Origin of the sequence: Sporomusa aerivorans (assembly GCF_041428895.1) — a bacterium.
Classification (GTDB): Bacteria; Bacillota; Negativicutes; order Sporomusales; family Sporomusaceae; genus Sporomusa; species Sporomusa aerivorans.
This window is the reverse complement of record NZ_CP156926.1, coordinates 4,868,479-4,885,481: the sequence shown is the minus strand read 5'-3', so window position 1 is coordinate 4,885,481 and position 17,003 is coordinate 4,868,479. Positions and strand designations below refer to the sequence as shown.

17 protein-coding genes are annotated in these 17,003 nt (G+C 49.4%); all 17 read left to right on the top strand.

Features of this window, described 5'->3' with window-relative positions; translation table 11 throughout:
• Positions 1-29 precede the first annotated feature (29 nt).
• Entirely contained in the window at positions 30-1,439 is a 1,410-nt protein-coding gene (atpD, locus tag SATMO3_RS23550; protein ID WP_371372239.1) for a F0F1 ATP synthase subunit beta, read from the top strand.
• Between the two features lie 3 nt (positions 1,440-1,442).
• Complete coding sequence (locus SATMO3_RS23545) at positions 1,443-1,844, top strand: F0F1 ATP synthase subunit epsilon (RefSeq protein ID WP_371372237.1); 402 nt, start codon at positions 1,443-1,445, stop codon at positions 1,842-1,844.
• Positions 1,845-2,356: 512 nt separating this feature from the next.
• Entirely contained in the window at positions 2,357-3,610 is a 1,254-nt protein-coding gene (gene murA, locus SATMO3_RS23540) for a UDP-N-acetylglucosamine 1-carboxyvinyltransferase (protein ID WP_371372235.1), read from the top strand.
• Positions 3,611-3,878: 268 nt separating this feature from the next.
• Positions 3,879-4,880 (top strand): stage II sporulation protein D, encoded by a 1,002-nt coding sequence (spoIID, locus tag SATMO3_RS23535; RefSeq protein ID WP_371372233.1) that lies wholly within the window; start codon positions 3,879-3,881, stop codon positions 4,878-4,880.
• 51 nt (positions 4,881-4,931) lie between these two features.
• Positions 4,932-5,648 (top strand): peptidoglycan DD-metalloendopeptidase family protein, encoded by a 717-nt coding sequence (locus SATMO3_RS23530; RefSeq protein WP_371372231.1) that lies wholly within the window; start codon positions 4,932-4,934, stop codon positions 5,646-5,648.
• A 113-nt stretch (positions 5,649-5,761) separates the two neighbouring features.
• The gene (gene spoIIID / locus SATMO3_RS23525; protein ID WP_371372229.1) at positions 5,762-6,022 is read left to right on the top strand and encodes a sporulation transcriptional regulator SpoIIID; all 261 of its coding nucleotides are present in this window, start codon (positions 5,762-5,764) and stop codon (positions 6,020-6,022) included.
• Positions 6,023-6,204: 182 nt separating this feature from the next.
• Positions 6,205-7,233 (top strand): rod shape-determining protein, encoded by a 1,029-nt coding sequence (locus SATMO3_RS23520; RefSeq protein WP_371372227.1) that lies wholly within the window; start codon positions 6,205-6,207, stop codon positions 7,231-7,233.
• Positions 7,234-7,295: 62 nt separating this feature from the next.
• The gene (flgF, locus tag SATMO3_RS23515) at positions 7,296-8,033 is read left to right on the top strand and encodes a flagellar basal-body rod protein FlgF (protein WP_371372225.1); all 738 of its coding nucleotides are present in this window, start codon (positions 7,296-7,298) and stop codon (positions 8,031-8,033) included.
• A 142-nt stretch (positions 8,034-8,175) separates the two neighbouring features.
• On the top strand, positions 8,176-8,958 hold the full coding sequence (flgG, locus tag SATMO3_RS23510) for a flagellar basal-body rod protein FlgG (RefSeq protein ID WP_371372223.1): 783 nt from the start codon (positions 8,176-8,178) through the stop codon (positions 8,956-8,958).
• A 14-nt stretch (positions 8,959-8,972) separates the two neighbouring features.
• Positions 8,973-9,947, top strand: a complete 975-nt coding sequence (gene flgA, locus SATMO3_RS23505; RefSeq protein WP_371372221.1) for a flagellar basal body P-ring formation chaperone FlgA — start codon at positions 8,973-8,975, stop codon at positions 9,945-9,947.
• Between the two features lie 20 nt (positions 9,948-9,967).
• Positions 9,968-10,552 (top strand): flagellar basal body L-ring protein FlgH, encoded by a 585-nt coding sequence (locus tag SATMO3_RS23500; RefSeq protein ID WP_371372219.1) that lies wholly within the window; start codon positions 9,968-9,970, stop codon positions 10,550-10,552.
• A gap of 57 nt (positions 10,553-10,609) precedes the next feature.
• On the top strand, positions 10,610-11,731 hold the full coding sequence (locus SATMO3_RS23495; RefSeq protein ID WP_371372217.1) for a flagellar basal body P-ring protein FlgI: 1,122 nt from the start codon (positions 10,610-10,612) through the stop codon (positions 11,729-11,731).
• A gap of 56 nt (positions 11,732-11,787) precedes the next feature.
• Positions 11,788-12,207, top strand: a complete 420-nt coding sequence (locus tag SATMO3_RS23490) for a rod-binding protein (protein WP_371372215.1) — start codon at positions 11,788-11,790, stop codon at positions 12,205-12,207.
• A gap of 126 nt (positions 12,208-12,333) precedes the next feature.
• On the top strand, positions 12,334-13,749 hold the full coding sequence (locus SATMO3_RS23485; protein WP_371372213.1) for a phosphodiester glycosidase family protein: 1,416 nt from the start codon (positions 12,334-12,336) through the stop codon (positions 13,747-13,749).
• A gap of 62 nt (positions 13,750-13,811) precedes the next feature.
• Positions 13,812-14,123, top strand: a complete 312-nt coding sequence (locus SATMO3_RS23480) for a biotin/lipoyl-binding protein (protein ID WP_371372211.1) — start codon at positions 13,812-13,814, stop codon at positions 14,121-14,123.
• Positions 14,124-14,133: 10 nt separating this feature from the next.
• Positions 14,134-15,969, top strand: a complete 1,836-nt coding sequence (locus SATMO3_RS23475) for a SpoIVB peptidase S55 domain-containing protein (RefSeq protein ID WP_371381780.1) — start codon at positions 14,134-14,136, stop codon at positions 15,967-15,969.
• A 245-nt stretch (positions 15,970-16,214) separates the two neighbouring features.
• Positions 16,215-16,985, top strand: a complete 771-nt coding sequence (locus tag SATMO3_RS23470) for an MlaE family ABC transporter permease (RefSeq protein ID WP_371372209.1) — start codon at positions 16,215-16,217, stop codon at positions 16,983-16,985.
• The last annotated feature ends 18 nt before the right edge of the window (positions 16,986-17,003 follow it).

Here is a 17,003-nt window from a genome sequence, read left to right as displayed (position 1 = left end):
GTCTCAAGAAGTTAAGGAGGGGAAACCCCGTGAATATCGGTAGAATCATACAGGTAATCGGTCCTGTTATTGACGTAGAGTTTCCCCCGGAAAAACTGCCTGCCATCTATAACGCCGTAACCGTAGACGAAACCGTCGGCGAAGTCCGTGTAAAACTGACCGCCGAAGTCATGCAGCACCTGGGAGACAACACCGTCCGCTGCGTGGCCATGTCCTCCACCGACGGCCTAACCCGTGGCATGAAAGCAGTCGATACCGGGGCACCCATTAAAATCCCAGTAGGCAAAGGCACCTTGGGGCGCGTCTTTAACGTCCTCGGCGAAGCCGTCGACAACAACCCGGACGCCGTCAGCGCTGAAGAATACTGGCCAATCCACCGGCCGGCACCGGCCTTTGAAGACCAGGCCACCACAACCCAGATCTTAGAAACCGGCATCAAAGTCGTCGACCTCATCGCCCCCTATGCCTTGGGCGGCAAAATCGGTCTCTTCGGCGGCGCCGGCGTAGGCAAAACCGTCCTCATCATGGAACTCATAAGAAACATAGCCACCGAGCATGGCGGCTATTCCGTCTTCGCCGGCGTAGGCGAGCGGACCCGTGAAGGCAACGACCTCTGGAACGAAATGATCGAGTCCGGCGTAATCGACAAAACCGCCCTCGTCTACGGCCAGATGAACGAGCCGCCCGGAGCGCGTATGCGCGTCGGCCTCACCGGCCTCACCATGGCCGAATACTTCCGTGACGTCGGCGGCCAGGACGTACTCCTCTTCGTCGACAACATCTTCCGGTTCATTCAGGCCGGTTCCGAAGTATCCGCCCTTTTAGGCCGCATGCCGTCGGCCGTAGGCTACCAGCCTACCCTGAGCACCGACGTCGGCGCCCTGCAGGAGCGCATCACCTCCACCAAAAAAGGCTCCATCACCTCGGTACAGGCCGTATACGTGCCGGCCGACGACCTCACCGACCCGGCGCCGGCGGCCACCTTTGCGCATCTTGACGCCACCACCGTACTGTCCCGGCAGATCGCCGAGCTCGGTATTTATCCGGCCGTGGACCCCTTGGACTCCACCTCGCGGATCATGGACCCCCACGTCCTGGGCGAAGACCACTACCAGGTCGCCCGCGGCGTACAGGAAGTACTGCAGCGGTATAAAGAACTGCAAGACATCATCGCCATCTTGGGTATGGAAGAGTTGTCCGATGAAGACAAGCTCACCGTATCGCGGGCGCGTAAAATCCAAAGATTCTTAAGCCAGCCGTTCTTCGTAGCCGAAGCCTTTACCGGCACCCCCGGCAAATACGTATCCTTAAAAGAAACCATCCGCGGCTTTAAAGAAATCTTAAACGGCAAGCACGACGACCTGCCGGAAACGGCATTCTACATGGTCGGCACCATCGACGAAGCAGTGGAAAAGGCTCAGAAGATGAAGGGGGAATAATATATGGCCAATACAATTCGGCTGGATATTGTTACTCCTGATCGGATGGTCTATTCCGCAGACGTCAATATGGTCATAGCCAGAGCCACCGACGGGGACCTGGGTATCCTGCCCGGTCACGCGCCGCTGATTGCCGGGCTCGATATTTGGCCCCTCAGGATCTTAAAAGACGAAGGCGAGGAAATGCTATCGCTCTGCGGCGGCTTTATCGAAGTCCGCCCGCAGAAGGTAACTATTCTGGCAAGCTGCGCCGAACTGCCGGCAGAAATTGATGTAAAACGGGCCGAATCTGCCAAAGAAAGAGCAGAGACCCGGTTGAAAAGCACTCCGGATATTGATGTCCATCGGGCTGAAGTAGCGTTGAAGCGCGCTATGATGCGCCTTAGAGTTGCTGAAGGCAAGTAGTAAAGAAAAAAATATTATATGAGATTGCTGCCTCATACCGCCGAAATGTCCTGACCGTTTTATTTCAGGATTATTGTACGGTGTGAAAGCAATCTCATTTTTTTTTATTTTATAAACAGAAAGTTACGACGGAAAAGGATGTTGGTTTGCACTTTCTCTAAAAGCACGGCGTAAGCCGTGTATTCTTTATCTGCGAGAAATCATAAGTTTCCCGGTCATTGCGAGGAGGTACGACGAAGCAATCTGGCTAGCTTGCCAAATGCGCCTAAGTCCGGGAGATTGCTTCACTCCGCTCAGTTGCGTTCGCAATGACAGTAAAGGACGAGTTAGCGTTTTTCTTGTGCACCATAATTTACATTGCATAACGTGCCTAAATCTTGGCAAAAATGAAGATAACGGCTTTATTTTACGTAATATTAGGTCTTGGGGCTCTTGCTTAGCTACTACGGTAATGATAAACTATTCTAGGGTAAATATGCATCTAACTTACCGCTGTGGTGGGAGGAAATTTTGTGGAAAAATTAATTGTTCGGGGGGGCAACCGACTTTTTGGCACGGTAAAAGTGAGCGGTGCTAAAAATGCCGTATTGCCTGTCATTGCGGCAACACTTTTAGGTACAACCCCCAGCACCCTGGAAGAAATACCAGATCTGGAAGATGTCCGTACAATCGCCGAAGTGCTGACGCATTTGGGTGCAGCGGTAAAAATCGAACCAGGTACGCTATATATTGACAGTACAAATATAACGGCCTGTGAAGCTCCCTATGAGCTTGTCCGTAAAATGCGTGCATCTTTTCTGGTTATGGGACCGCTGTTGGCACGCGAGGGCTGTGCAAAAATTTCGCTGCCTGGCGGCTGTGCCATTGGAACAAGGCCTATTGATCTGCATCTAAAAGGCTTTGAGGCTTTAGGAGCGGAAATCATTATGGGCCATGGTTTTATTGAAGCCAAAGCGCCTCAGGGTTTACGGGGAGCCAGAATTTATCTGGATTTTCCCAGTGTTGGCGCAACTGAAAATATCATGATGGCTGCCAGCATGGCCAAAGGTCAGACCATAATAGAGAATCCGGCTGAAGAGCCGGAAATCGTTGATTTGGCTAATATCTTAAATCATATGGGGGCGAACATCCGCGGGGCCGGAACCAACCTCATCCGTATTGAAGGCGTGAATGAACTCAAAGGCGCTTGCCACTGTGTTATTCCCGACAGGATCGAGGCCGGTACTTACATGGTAGCAGCCGCTATGACCGGCGGCGATGTTTATGTGGAGAATGCGCTCACTGAGCATTTGAAGCCTGTTATTGCCAAACTAAAGGAAGCCGGCGTTACCATTGAAGAGGATGTCAATGGTGTGCGGGTTAAGAGTTCCGGTATTGTCCGGTCAGTGGATGTCAAAACTCTGCCTTACCCAGGTTTCCCTACCGATATGCAGGCTCAATTTATGGCTCTTATGACGGTAGCCCAGGGCACAAGTATTATTACCGAGACGGTTTTTGAGAACCGTTTTATGCATGTGGATGAACTTAAACGGATGGGCGCATCCATTAAAATCGACGGCCGCAGCGCGGTTGTTGAAGGTGTAACCAAGCTGACTGGTTGTCCTGTCAAGGCGACCGATCTGAGAGCGGGAGCTGCCTTGGTTTTGGCCGGTCTGGTTGCCGATGGAAAAACCGAAATCGGCTATATCCATCACATTGACCGCGGTTATGACCGCCTTGTGGAAAAATTCCGTGGACTTGGCGCTAATATTGAACGTGTAGGTTAAGGTTTACTATTGCCGTTGAACTAATAATTATTACCGCTGGCTTGATAAAAATGAGTTCGCCTTGTATTCTCTATACACAAAGAAAACATAGTGATGCAGCGAGAGATTGCCACGCTTGCGCCCGTAATGACGATAAAAGAACTTAGCGTCATTGCGAACGCAGGGGAAAGCAATCTTTTTTCTTTTACACATACTCTCCGGCTTGTTTGCATAGTATGAATCAAAAGACAGATCCTGTAAATAAGCTAAGCGCCGCAGAGGTGAGAATGTGAAGTATGTGACAATCTACGGTGTATTACTTGTAATCCTGACAGTAATTGCAATACCGGCAATCGTTGTACTGGGAACTAACTACAGGGGGGACAAGACAATTGTGACTGAACCTGCCCAGGGTTATCGCGGGGAGGACGTTACCATTAAGGTATATATGCATGAAATAAAGCAAACCGTCAGTATGAACCTGGAGGATTATATCAAGGGAGTAGTTGCGGCGGAAATGCCGGCTGAATTTGAAATAGAGGCCCTTAAGGCACAGGCGGTGGCAGCCCGCACGTATGCAGTTAAACATATGGCAATATTTGGCGGCACTGGTTCCACCGAGCATCCGGGAGCGGATGTCAGCACCGATTATAAAGACAGCCAGGCCTGGTTTGACGAGACCAGGCTAAAAGAAAAATGGGGCGCTAACTACGGCAAGTACTGGAATAAGGTCAGCCAGGCGGTTGATCAGACCAGGGGCCTAATACTAACCTATAATGGCGAGCCTATTAATGCTGTGTTTCATTCCACCAGCGGCGAGCGGACAGCCAGTGCCCAGGAGGTATGGGGCTTCGATTATCCCTATCTAAAAAGTGTGGCCTGCACCTGGGACCAACAGTCGCCGCGCTACCAGGAAAATAAAGAAATAACACTCGCTGAGCTGGAGGCAAAACTGGGAGCAGATGCCGGTATTATGGCTGCCGCGCAAAATGGCAGCGCCGGCATAGCCGCTATTATTGACAAAAGTGAATCCGGCCGGGTTAATAAAGTGCGGATCGGAGCCAAGACGCTGGCAGGCAATGAGGTGAGGGAAAAGCTGGAACTTAGATCCACAAACTTTACCATTGTTCAGGCCGGTGACAAACTGGTATTTTACACAATCGGTTACGGACACGGGGCTGGTCTATGCCAGTATGGGGCCAATGGCCAGGCTAAAGAGAGTCGCAATTTCCGCCAGATATTGACCTATTACTATACAGGCGTAGCCATAAAAAATATATTTGGCACATAAAAATGATTCTCGTCAACCACTTTCTGGGCATACTATCTTTGAGGTGATAGTATGCCTAAAGAGATTTGGTCGAAGATTACCGGTTTTGGTTATACCGGACAGGTTTTAACGGCCGGGATACTTCTGGCTGTGACATCATTACTTATGTTTACCGTTTTCAGTACATTAGCGCCTGCGGCGAAGCCGCATATGACCAAAACTACCCCGATTACAGAGGGGGTGGCGTCTGACGAACAGCACCAATCTGCAAATATGCCGAGGAATGGTGGAAATATGTCAGCCGGCGCTCAGGAGCCAACGGCGGCCACACAGCTAGAAAGCATAGCTGATGGGGCCGCTGTGTCACAAAAAGACACTGACAATCGTAATGCAGCCATGCGCGACCTTTGGCAGGGAGGCAGGATACAGGATTTTGGCTGGCAGCTGCAACCCGTATATAAAGACTGGCGCTACCATAACGGCATAGACATCAGCGGCGGTGAAGGACAGGTTGTGCCTGCCCTGTTAGATGGTGAAGTTCTGGATATATATACCGACAGGCAGTATGGTCTGAGTGTCGCCGTAAAAAGCGGCCAATATATCATATATTACGGCTCGCTGGCTACATCTGCCGTATCTAAGAATACCCTTGTTAAAACCGGCAGCCTGATCGGCTCTATGGGGATAAGCTTTGCAGAACCGGAACCGCACTTGCATTTAGCTGTCAGGAAAAGTTCCGGCCAGGAATATATAAACCCCCGCGAAATATTCCCGGAAATACCGGATTAAATTATTTATCACTTATAAGAATGACCCGTTTTCACGGGTCATTTTTTCTTTTTCTCCGCATATACATGTTAGCAAAGGGTTAAAAGGACGGGCGCGGAGGGGGAAGAGACTGGATGAAAGAATATATACGCAAACGGGTGCTGGATATATGCAATCATATCATGGAAACTAAGCATACCGTTCGTCAGACAGCAACAATTTTTGGGGTTAGCAAGAGTACTGTGCACAAGGATATGATTGAGAGGCTTCCAGAAATTAATAAGAGGCTGGCAGCCAAAGTCAAAAACATTTTGGAATTGAACAAAGCCGAGCGGCACATTCGTGGTGGGGAAGCGACCAGAAAAAAATACAAAGAGGAAAAGGAAGCTGAGTAAGTCAGGTTTAAAAAAATTGGCAAGCTGCCTAGATAAATAGCGAAAAATAGAGGACTTTTTACCTATATGTAGAATAAATAATACACTTGTGATTATCTATTGCTTGCTTCTCTTTCTTTTTTTTACAGTGGGACAAGCTTGGGATGGGCGGAAGATAGGTTGAAAGGGGATTGGATTTCTACATGTTTGGAACAATGGATATTGGCGTAGACTTAGGAACAGCCAACGTTTTAGTATACATAAAAGGAAAAGGTATTGTTTTACGTGAGCCTTCGGTCGTGGCAATCGACCGTGACAGCAACCGTATACTGGCTATTGGTGAAGAGGCCCGCCGTATGCTGGGACGTACACCGGGCAATATTATTGCGATCAGGCCGCTGCGTGAAGGCGTAATTGCTGATTATGACACCACCGAAAGCATGTTGAGACATTTTATTCAAAAAGTGGCCGGGAAAAATTTCTTTTTCAAGCCGCGGATAATGGTATGCATTCCTTCGGGAGTAACAACGGTTGAAAAAAGGGCTGTTTTGGAGGCTGCCATGCAGGCCGGGGCCCGCAAGACATATTTGATAGAAGAGCCACTGGCTGCGGCGCTGGGCGCAGGCCTCGAAATCTCCGAGCCGTGCGGTGCGATGGTCGTCGACATTGGCGGCGGTACGACCGATGTGGCTGTGCTCAGCCTTGGCGGCATTGTTGTCAGTGAGTCGCTGCGCATTGGCGGGGACAAGTTCGATGAAGCGCTAATCCGTCATGTTAAAAAAGAATATAACATTCTGATTGGTGAACGGACCGCAGAAGAGATCAAAGTGGCAATTGCCACCGCATATCCTAACGGACGCAACGAAACACTGGAAATCCGCGGACGTGATTTGGTATCCGGCTTGCCGAAAACAATCCGGATGAGTTCGACTGAAACCCGCGAGGCCCTGGCGGAACCTGTTTATTTAATTGTAGAATGTGTAAAATCGGTGTTGGAAAAAACACCGCCGGAACTGGCGGCAGATATTGTTGACCGCGGAATTGTCATGACTGGCGGCGGTTCGCTCATTCACGGCCTGGACAAGCTCATTAACCAGGAAACAGGCATACCAACCTATCTGGCGGAAGATCCTTTGTCCTGTGTTGCTTTAGGGACAGGTAAGGCGCTTGACGCCCTGGAGAGCCTGCAGGATACGCTGACAACACTGAAAAAAGGAAATTTGGCAGGCTAGGCTAAGAAATTAGGTTAAGAAATACGCATTTGTCTACGATAAAAACATAAAGGGGTGAAACCATGATTCGTGGAATATATACGTCGGCTTCAGGCATGCTGGCTGAAACAACCAGGGCCGATACTATTGCCAACAACCTGGCAAATGGCAATACTACCGGTTATAAAAAGGATATTGCCATATCCAAAGACTTTGCCAGCTTACTGATTCAGCGTATCAATGATGGCAAGAATGTACCGACAATCGGCACTTTAGGGCTAGGCTCCGAAATTGACGAGATTGCTACCATACATACGACAGGCCCCATGCGTACGACCGGAAACCCACTTGATTTTGCCGTTGACGGCAATGGCTATTTTGCCGTCGAAACTCAGACCGGGCTGCGTTATACCCGTAATGGTTCCTTCACCCGCAACGCGCAGGGAGAACTGGTTAACAGCGAGGGGCAGCGGGTGATGGGGCAAAACGGAGTCATTCGAATCCCTGACGGTAAACTATCTGTAAATGAAAGCGGCCAGATTTCGGTTGACGGCGTGGCTGCCGGACAGATCAGCTTAGTAGCGTTTGACAATGAACGTGAACTATTAAAAGAAGGAGCCAGCCTGTTTCTGGCACCTGATAATGGCCGGCAGGCAACCGGCAAAGTAATGCAAGGTATGCTGGAACAATCCAACGTTAATGTCATTTCCGAAATGGTAAACATGATATCCGCCTATCGTGCCTATGAAGTCAATTCCAAAACCGTGCAGGCGCATGATCAACTGTTGGACAAGGCTGTTAATGAAGTGGGCAAAGTATAATATTGGCCGTATATTGACCCGGAATTTTCAATGACAACAATTTCCTGCAAACTATGTAGCGGGCTGGACCAGGGACGGAAGCCCATACATCGCCGACTGATTGAGGCGGTGTGTCGAAAAAGTAAAACGGGGGTATAAACCAATGATTCGAGCATTATGGACTGCCGGGACCGGAATGGCTGCCCAGCAAACCAATCTTGATGTTATTTCCAATAACCTGGCAAACGTAAATACAAGCGGTTTCAAAAAAAGCCGGGCAGAATTCCAGGATCTTATGTATCAGACTCTTCGCCAGGCCGGCGCCGCCACTGGCCCTGATACGCAAGTGCCAACTCCTACTCAATTAGGGCATGGCGCGCGACTGGTTGCTACCCAGAAGCTCAACCTGCAGGGGAGCTTTCAAAACACAGGCAATGACTATGATGTTGCCATCGAAGGGGAAGGATTTTTCCAGATTACTATGTCTGACGGAACTCTCGCCTATACACGGGACGGCTCATTTAAAAAGGACTCGCAGGGCCGGGTGGTAACTTCGGAAGGATATGTGCTGGAGCCGGCTATTACTGTGCCGGACAATGCCACAGGAATCACTATTTCCTCTGATGGCAGGGTTACGGCTACGACAGCGGCCGGTGACCAGGATCTGGGGCAAATTACGCTGGCACGCTTTGTCAATCCGGCCGGTCTGGATAATTTTGGCCATAATCTGGCCCGGGAAACAGAAGCTTCCGGCGCACCGATTGTCAATAATCCGGGAACAGACGGTACCGGTACACTCATGCAGCAATATGTGGAAATGTCGAACGTTCAGGTTGTCGAGGAAATGGTTAATATGATTGTTGCCCAACGGGCTTATGAAGTAAACTCCAAGGCTATCCAGACGGCTGATGATATGCTGGAAAAAGCAGCTTCCCTGAAACGATAGGCAGGGAATAACCCATGAAAAGTAATTTATACCGGCTTACCATGGTAATCCTATGTGTTGCCGGTATATTCTTTACCGGCGACAAGGCAGCGGCCCAGGAACTGACAGTAGCTGTCGCCGCTGAATCCCAGGTTACCGGACAATATTACACGCTTGGCGATATTGCCAGTATTAGCGGCGGGGACGGCGGACGCATTGCGGCCTTACGGGAAGTCCGTATCGGACGGGTTCCGGCTCCCGGTCAGAGCTATGTACTAAACGCCGAAATTCTAGGTGCACGGCTTAATATGGCCCCGATTGACTTAACCGGGATTGCCTGGCAGATTCCTAGTCAGTTTAAAATTACAGCGCTTTCTCAGAGTATTGGTTCCGCACAGTTGATTGCAGAGGCGGAAAAGTATTTGCGAAACCGGCTAGCTGGGGCTGACGTTATAATTACACCAATGGAACAGCCAACTGACATAGTGCTTCCGCCTGGCAATGTTGTATATAACATGGAAATACCCTACGGGGTTAAGTATAACTCCCCTACGTATGTTACTACCGGAATACTTGTATCAGGGCAACCCTTTACCGTTGTTAAGTTTAGATTTGACGTGAAAAAATATGAGCAAGTTGCCGTTACCGGCAGAATGATCGCTGGCGGAGAAATATTGACTGCCGATAGTGTAATATTTGAACGACGGGATATTGGTAAGTTAAAACCGGGCTATTTTACCAATATTGACAAAATAGTAGGCCTGACCGTGAAACGCCAGCTGGCTCCCGGAATGCTGCTTACAGACACTTTGCTGGACCAGCCCACACTTGTTAGACGAGGAAATATTGTCAGTATCGTTGCAAAAAACGGGGGGGTTGTTATAACGACTCCTGGTGTAGCTATGGAGAATGGCAGTGAGAATGAATTCATCCGGGTACGAAATGCAAGTTCTAAAAAAATTATTACTGGTAGAGTTGTTGATGAAAACACCATCCAGATTCATTTTTAAAAAAAGTTAGGTGAAGTGCGATGCGTAAGCTTATTGCTTTTCTGTTAGTGCTTACAGGGATGATTTTGCCGGTACCCCATGTGCAGGCGGAATCGTTGTGGAGTGAGAACACTCCTGCTGCCAATCTGTTTATCGATCACCGCGCGCATGCTGTTGGTGATATAGTAACAATTATAATCAGTGAATCATCCAGTGCCACCCGTAAGGGAAACACCTCAAATTCGAAATCGGCCAGCACCAACGTGGATGCCGGTTCCGGTTTACTGACCTTTATCAACTCGGTAACTGCCGGCAGTGAGGACAGTTTTACTGCCAATGGTTCGATATCCAATACGAATAGTGTAACCGGGCGCCTGACAGTTAAAATTATTGAGGTAAAGCCCAACGGGCAGATGGTTGTCCAGGGAACACAGAGCATCAGGCAAAATTCTGATACCCAGAAGATTACTATTACCGGTATAATCAGGCCGGAAGACGTCTCAAGCGATAATACCATAGTATCAAACAAAGTGGCCGATGCCGAGCTTAAGATTGAAGGCAAAGGTCCGATATCCAGAAAGCAGCGCCAGGGTGTGATAACACAGCTTTTTGACCTGATTTTCTAGAAAAAATTATAATGAACACAAATATTTGCGACTTTTTTTGATAAAAGCGGAGGACATATGCGCAAAATAATAGCAACGCTACTGGTTGCCGCACTAACCGCCAGTGTTATGCTTCCGGCTGTTGCTGCACCAACTCAGGTTAGCACCCGGATCAAGGATGTGGCTAAAGTGCAGGGCGTGCGCGGCAACCAACTGGTCGGTTACGGCCTGATTGTCGGCCTGGCCGGCACCGGAGACTCGGACAAAAGCACGTTTACTGTCCAGTCAATCACCAATATGCTTAAATCCTTCGGGGTTATGATTAGTACCTCGCAGCTAAAACCCAAAAATGTGGCAGCCGTGATGGTTACTGCCAATCTGCCGCCTTTTGCGAAACCTGGCGATGCCATTGACATTACCGTTTCCTCTATGGGCGACGCTAAGAGTCTTGCCGGCGGAACCTTGCTACAGACTCCCTTGCGGGCTGCTAACGGCCAGGTTTATGCCGTTGGTCAGGGTCCTGTATCAACCGGCGGCTTTGTGGTCGGCGCGGGTGGTTCCAGCCAGCAAAAGAATTTTCCGACGGCCGGCAATGTTCCCAATGGCGCTCTGGTAGAGCGGGAAGTGCCCATGAACTTTACGGACAGGGATAAAGGCAGAATTACATTGTCGCTCAGTCAGCCTGACTTCACAACTGCCAACAGGATCAGTGAAGCTATTGATCAACGATTTGGTCAGATAACTGTTGCCAAAGATCCCGGTACTGTTGTCGTCAGTGTTCCCTATAATTATAATGACAATCTTGTCGGCTTTGTTGCATCCATTGAAGAGTTGGCTGTTACACCGGATACAATTGCCAAAGTGGTTATTAATGAACGAACCGGCACGGTAGTTATTGGCAGCAATGTGACAATCGATCAGGTTGCCGTTGCTCAAGGCGGTCTTACCGTAAAAATTGGCCAGACTACCGATGTTTCCCAGCCACCGCCATTCTCCCGCGGTAATACGGTTGTGACAACTAATACCACTGTGCAGGCTAAGGAAGAGCCTGCCGGTTTGATAACTCTGCCGGCATCGGCCAGTGTTGGTGATGTAGTTGCTGCGCTTAATGCCGTAGGTGCCACTCCGCGTGATGTCATCTCCATCCTGCAGGCAATAAAAGCCGCAGGCGCTCTCCACGCCGATCTGCAGATTATGTAATAATAAAAGGGTGAGATTGTTTTTTAGAGCAATCTCACCCGATAGCAGGTGATACGATGCGTATAAATCCTACTAATCTTATACCGGAAAATAGTGTCTCCCGAACTGGCGGTAAAGCTGTTCCCGATCAGGGCGCTTCATTTGCCGAAAAACTGGACAAAGCTACGACCGCCGCTAAACAGGCAACAACGTCCAAGGCTTCACAGGCGGCGCAAACCGCTGAAGATGCGAAGCTTAAGACGGCCTGCAAAGAAATGGAAGCTGTTTTTCTTAACCTGATGCTGAGTCAGATGAGGGCTACCGTCCCCAAAAACAATTTGCTGGGAAATAGCTCCGAAGAACAGATGCTGACATCCATGCTGGATACTGAGTTAACCAAAAATATGGCGCAGGCCGGCGGGATGGGGCTGGCCGATATGCTGTACCGTCAGCTAAGTAAATCTGCTGCTGCTACTAAAGGTCAGGCTGCTCGATAGCCTGGCCTTTCTACACTTTTGTCTGTAAATTTTTCTATATATAATATTAAGGAACAGCAACTTTTGTTTTCGTAAAAGGCGCGGCGTAAGCCGTGTTTTCTGTACATAAGGAAGGAGTATATACCGATGGCTACTTATTTACGGCGTTGTCTGACCATAGTGCTGCTGATCCTTTTACTGCTTCATAATACTGTGCTGGCAGCTCCCAATACTGTTGTGAGCAAAATCAGGACAAGCCAAACGGCGGCGACCGTGCGTATTGTTCTGGATGTTTCCGAAATACCGGAATACAAAGTAATGACACTGGAAAATCCAAACAGACTGGTAATTGACATTGCCGGGGCAGTCAACAAGGCGGGCGCCCAATATGTCTTTACTGATCCGGCCGTTGATAAACTGAGGCTGGCCCAGTCATCGCCGGATACTCTGCGGGCTGTGGTTGATCTCAAGTCGGTATATCAGTATAAAGTATTTACCCTGAAGAACCCCAACCGTCTGATTATCGATATAGTAAAACAGGTTGACCAAAAGGTTGTTGAGGAAGTCCAGCCGGGGATAACCTATACCTCGTGGTTAAAATACGGCGCTAATGGCCCGGTGTGGGCCTATATTCTGGACATCGATCCCAAAGCCGGCTTTGCCGTCAAACCCACATTATCAAACAGTGTTATTCAGGGGCTGGAACCGGTACTGGCTATGGCTGAACGTGAGAGGGCGATTGCGGCTGTCAATGGTTCGTACTTTGGTCTGGACGGGTCCATAATCGGCTTACTTAAAATAGACGGTGAAATTGTAAGCACGCCGGAATTGCCCCGCACTGCTCTTGGCATTATGCCTGATGGAAAAATTTTAATCGACCAGGTCCATTATGAGGGAAACGTTGAGCTCCCGAACGGGCAAACGGTGCAGATTAGTGCGGTTAACCGTGAGCGCGGCGAGAACGAACTGGTATTATATAACGGTTTGTATGCTTCTTCAACCCGCAGCAACAACTATGGCATGGAATATGTTGTGGTAAGTGGCAAAGTGACGGCAGTCAACTCCAGTAATTCACAGATACCTGAGGGTGGCGTGGTACTGTCTGCTCATGGCGAAGAGGCCAAAGTATTGTCCTGTCTGCAGGTGGGCGATGCAGTAAAAATAAACCAGACAGTGGGACCTGTATGGGATAAAACGTTATATGCTCTGGGCGCCGGGCCGACGCTGGTTAAAAACGGCAGCGTATTCCTGACAACTAAGCTTGAGGAGTTTCCCCCCGATATTGCTGTCGGCCGTGCTCCCAGAACCGCAGTGGGGCTCAAAGCTGACGGGAATATTCTGGCGGTGGTGGTAGATGGGCGCCAAGAGCATAGTATTGGCATGTCCCTATTGGAACTGGCTTTGTTCATGCAAGAATTGGGAGCTACTGACGCCATGAATCTGGATGGCGGTGGTTCCAGTGAAATGGTGATAAAAGGGAAAGTGGTTAATAAGCCCTCAGACGGTCGGGAACGCAGGGTGGGAGACGCGCTAACAATCATTTCCTCCCGTGTTGCCAATTAACGAAAATGCGGTATAATGAAAGTAGGCACTCTGGCACCAATTTGAAAAGGCAGGTGTTCTATATGGCTCATAAAAAAAGTATCCTATTTATTACAGTTTTATTAGTTATCGGTGCTGTGGCTTGGTCTATGGCCGCCGGACAAACAGTTGACCAGCGCGGCGTACTTGCCGGCAGTGTGCTGGCATCCGGGTTAACCAGCCCTGGTGTTGCCGTGCATGAAGGCGATATCCTGGTATATGTACAAACAATTACCGGACCTGCTGCTGCCGTCCGAGCCACTGTGGATGGTGTTGTTCGTGAGGTCTTGGTCAAACCTGGCGATCAAGTACGTACTGGGGATATCTTAGTAAGAATTGAAGCAGCAAAAAGATAACTCGGGAAGGATGAATGCCTTGTCTACATTTTTGAGGCGCTGCCTGGCAGCGCTGGCAGCTGTACTTATTATGCTGCCACTAGCTAACGCCCAGGCGGCGTCTGAATTTATGCCTGTTGACCAGATAGTCAAAGGTATGCATGGCGTTGCCAAAACTGTTGTTTCCGGCAACAAAATTGAAGAATTCGACGTGGAAGTTCTGGGAGTTATGAAACAAAAAGGACCGGTCGGGGATCTGATACTGGTCCGTACTTCCGGCGATGTTATTGAACGTACCGGCGGCATTGCCCAGGGAATGAGCGGCAGTCCGGTATATATCGACGGGAAGCTCGTCGGCGCTGTCGCGTATGGCTGGGCGCTGACCGATCATAAAACCGCGATGGTAACACCAATTGCCGATATGCTTAAATTATGGGAATTAAAAGGCGGCAAAGCGGATTTGGCTGCCCAGAGCCAGGAACCGTCTGCTGATACACTGGCTACGCCGCTAATGGTTTCCGGCTTTGGTGAGCATGCATTAAAAATGCTGACCGAAAAATTGCAGCCGTATAATCTGACTCCTTATCCCGTTAGTGGCAACGTAGCTGATGAAAACAATAACGGTATCGCCTACAGAACCGTTGAGCCCGGCAGCACGATCGGCGTGCAACTGGTGCGGGGCGATGTCAGCGTCGGTGCCCTGGGAACGGTAACCTATGTGGAGGGCGATAAGATTCTGGCTTTTGGACATCCCTTCCTCAAACGGGGGAATGCCAATTATTTTCTTACCGATGCCGAAGTCTATGACACGGTAAACGGCCTGGAGAATTCGTTTAAACTGGGAACGTCTACCGAAGCGATCGGTATGATCAACCAGGACCGGGGCGCAGGTATTGCCGGCCAACTGGGTAAATTTCCGGCCATCGTCCCACTTAGAATCAGTGTGACAGATAAGACGCTGGGCCGTACAAATGACCTTTGGGCGCAGGTAGTACAGGATGAAGAGCTGGCGCCTACCTTGTCGGCAGTCAGTGTGTTTAATGCAATTGAGAAAACCACCGACCGTGTGGGTTCCGGCACGGCCCGGGTTCAGTTTCAGATCAGTGCGGCCGGAATTCCGGGTGGCATGCTCTCCCGCGAAAATATGTTTTACACCCAAGGGAACATAGGAGAACTGGCAATCGCCGAGATACACGAGGCATTGGCGCTTTTGGCCGGTAACCAGTTCAGTCCTGTTGATATTATGGACGTTAAGGTAAATGTAACCGTTGATTCCGAACGACGGACGGCAAGCATTATGGAAGCCAAGGCCAATGTGGCAAGTGCCAAACCAGGTGAGAAAGTAGATATTTCTGTAAAGTTAAAACCCTACCGGAGTGAGCCTATAACCAGAAATATCACCTATACAGTTCCCAAGGATCAGCAGCCGGGTACCGTTATGCTGGCGGTCCGCGGCGGCGGTATGGTTTCCATGGCGCAGCTTATTGGCAAAAAAGTAACCGGTGAGGAAGATATCAGTAAACTGTTTATGCTTAAACCACGCCCGAAATCACTGGAAGAAGCAGTTACGGAGCTGGTGAAAAGAGACCGCAATAACGATATTGTTGTTGAAACCATCGATATGAATATGCCTGATGCGACAACCGCCGCCGCAGGTAAAAAAGCCAACTCTTTTACCAATCAGTTTGAAGCCAGTCCCAGCCCTGTTTTACCGGAAAATGCAGGAAAAAATCCTGTCAAGACAGGCGTGACCGGAACTGCGGCTGCTAAGCAGCCGGTGAATGGTGAGGACAAGCGAAAAGTGTATGTAACCACCGATTATATTATTGATGGCGATACGCAGGTAGTCTTAAATATAGTTAAGTAAGTGAATCAGGTCATTTGCCGCATTATGCGGCTTTTTTTTTGTCCAGCCAGGGCAACAGCGGCTGCCAGTTTCGCCCAAGACTTGGCGCACCAAGCTTTTACGTGTTCTGCTGAACGTCAGTAACTGGCTTACAAGGGAAAATACGACAGGACAAAATGGTGATCGACAGCAGGGAATTGAAATTTTGTAGGGAATATAATTATTAATTATCTATTTAGCCTAATTAAGGCCAGAGGAGTATGTCAATGCTTATTGAACTTTTCACCCGAACCGGGAGAATGGTCATTAGCGTCCTGGAAAACATCGGGCAAGTATTAATCTTATCTGGCCAGACTGTTTATCATATAAGGCAGCTAAACAGTACCTTATTGTTACGGCAGATGGCCCACCTGGGGGCAGATTCGTTGCCGATCGTCCTGTTAACTATGTTATTTACCGGTATGGTTATGACGGTTCAGACGGCGCACGAATTTGTTAAATACGGGGCGCAGTCTTCGGTGGGCGGGTTAGTGGCCGTGGCCATGGGCCGCGAGCTGTCACCGGTGCTGACAGGTGTGGTGTTTGCCGGCCGCGTGGGCGCTGCAATTACTGCTGAGATTGGTTCCATGAAAGTAACGGAGCAGATTGATGCCCTTAGGGTTATGGCTGTCAATCCTGTCGCCTATCTGGTCGTACCCAGGCTGATCGCCTGTATGATAATGGTGCCGCTCTTGGTAGTGTTTGCCGATGTTATCGGCACAATCGGCAGCTATATGCTTGCGACAACCTATGCCGGCATTACCTCATTTACCTTTCTCAACTCCATTAAGGTTTTTGCCGTCCCGCATGATATTATCGGCGGCTTGGTAAAAGCCATGGTCTTCGGGGCCATTGTCGCCATTGTCGGTTGCCATAAAGGGTTAACGACCGCCGCAGGCGCCGAAGGGGTAGGCCGGGCGACAACAGGTTCGGTCGTACTGTCCATTGTTTTGATTTTCGTGAGCAACTATTTCCTGTCTGTTGGCTTATACCGCTAATGTCAAGTGAGGTCTGTC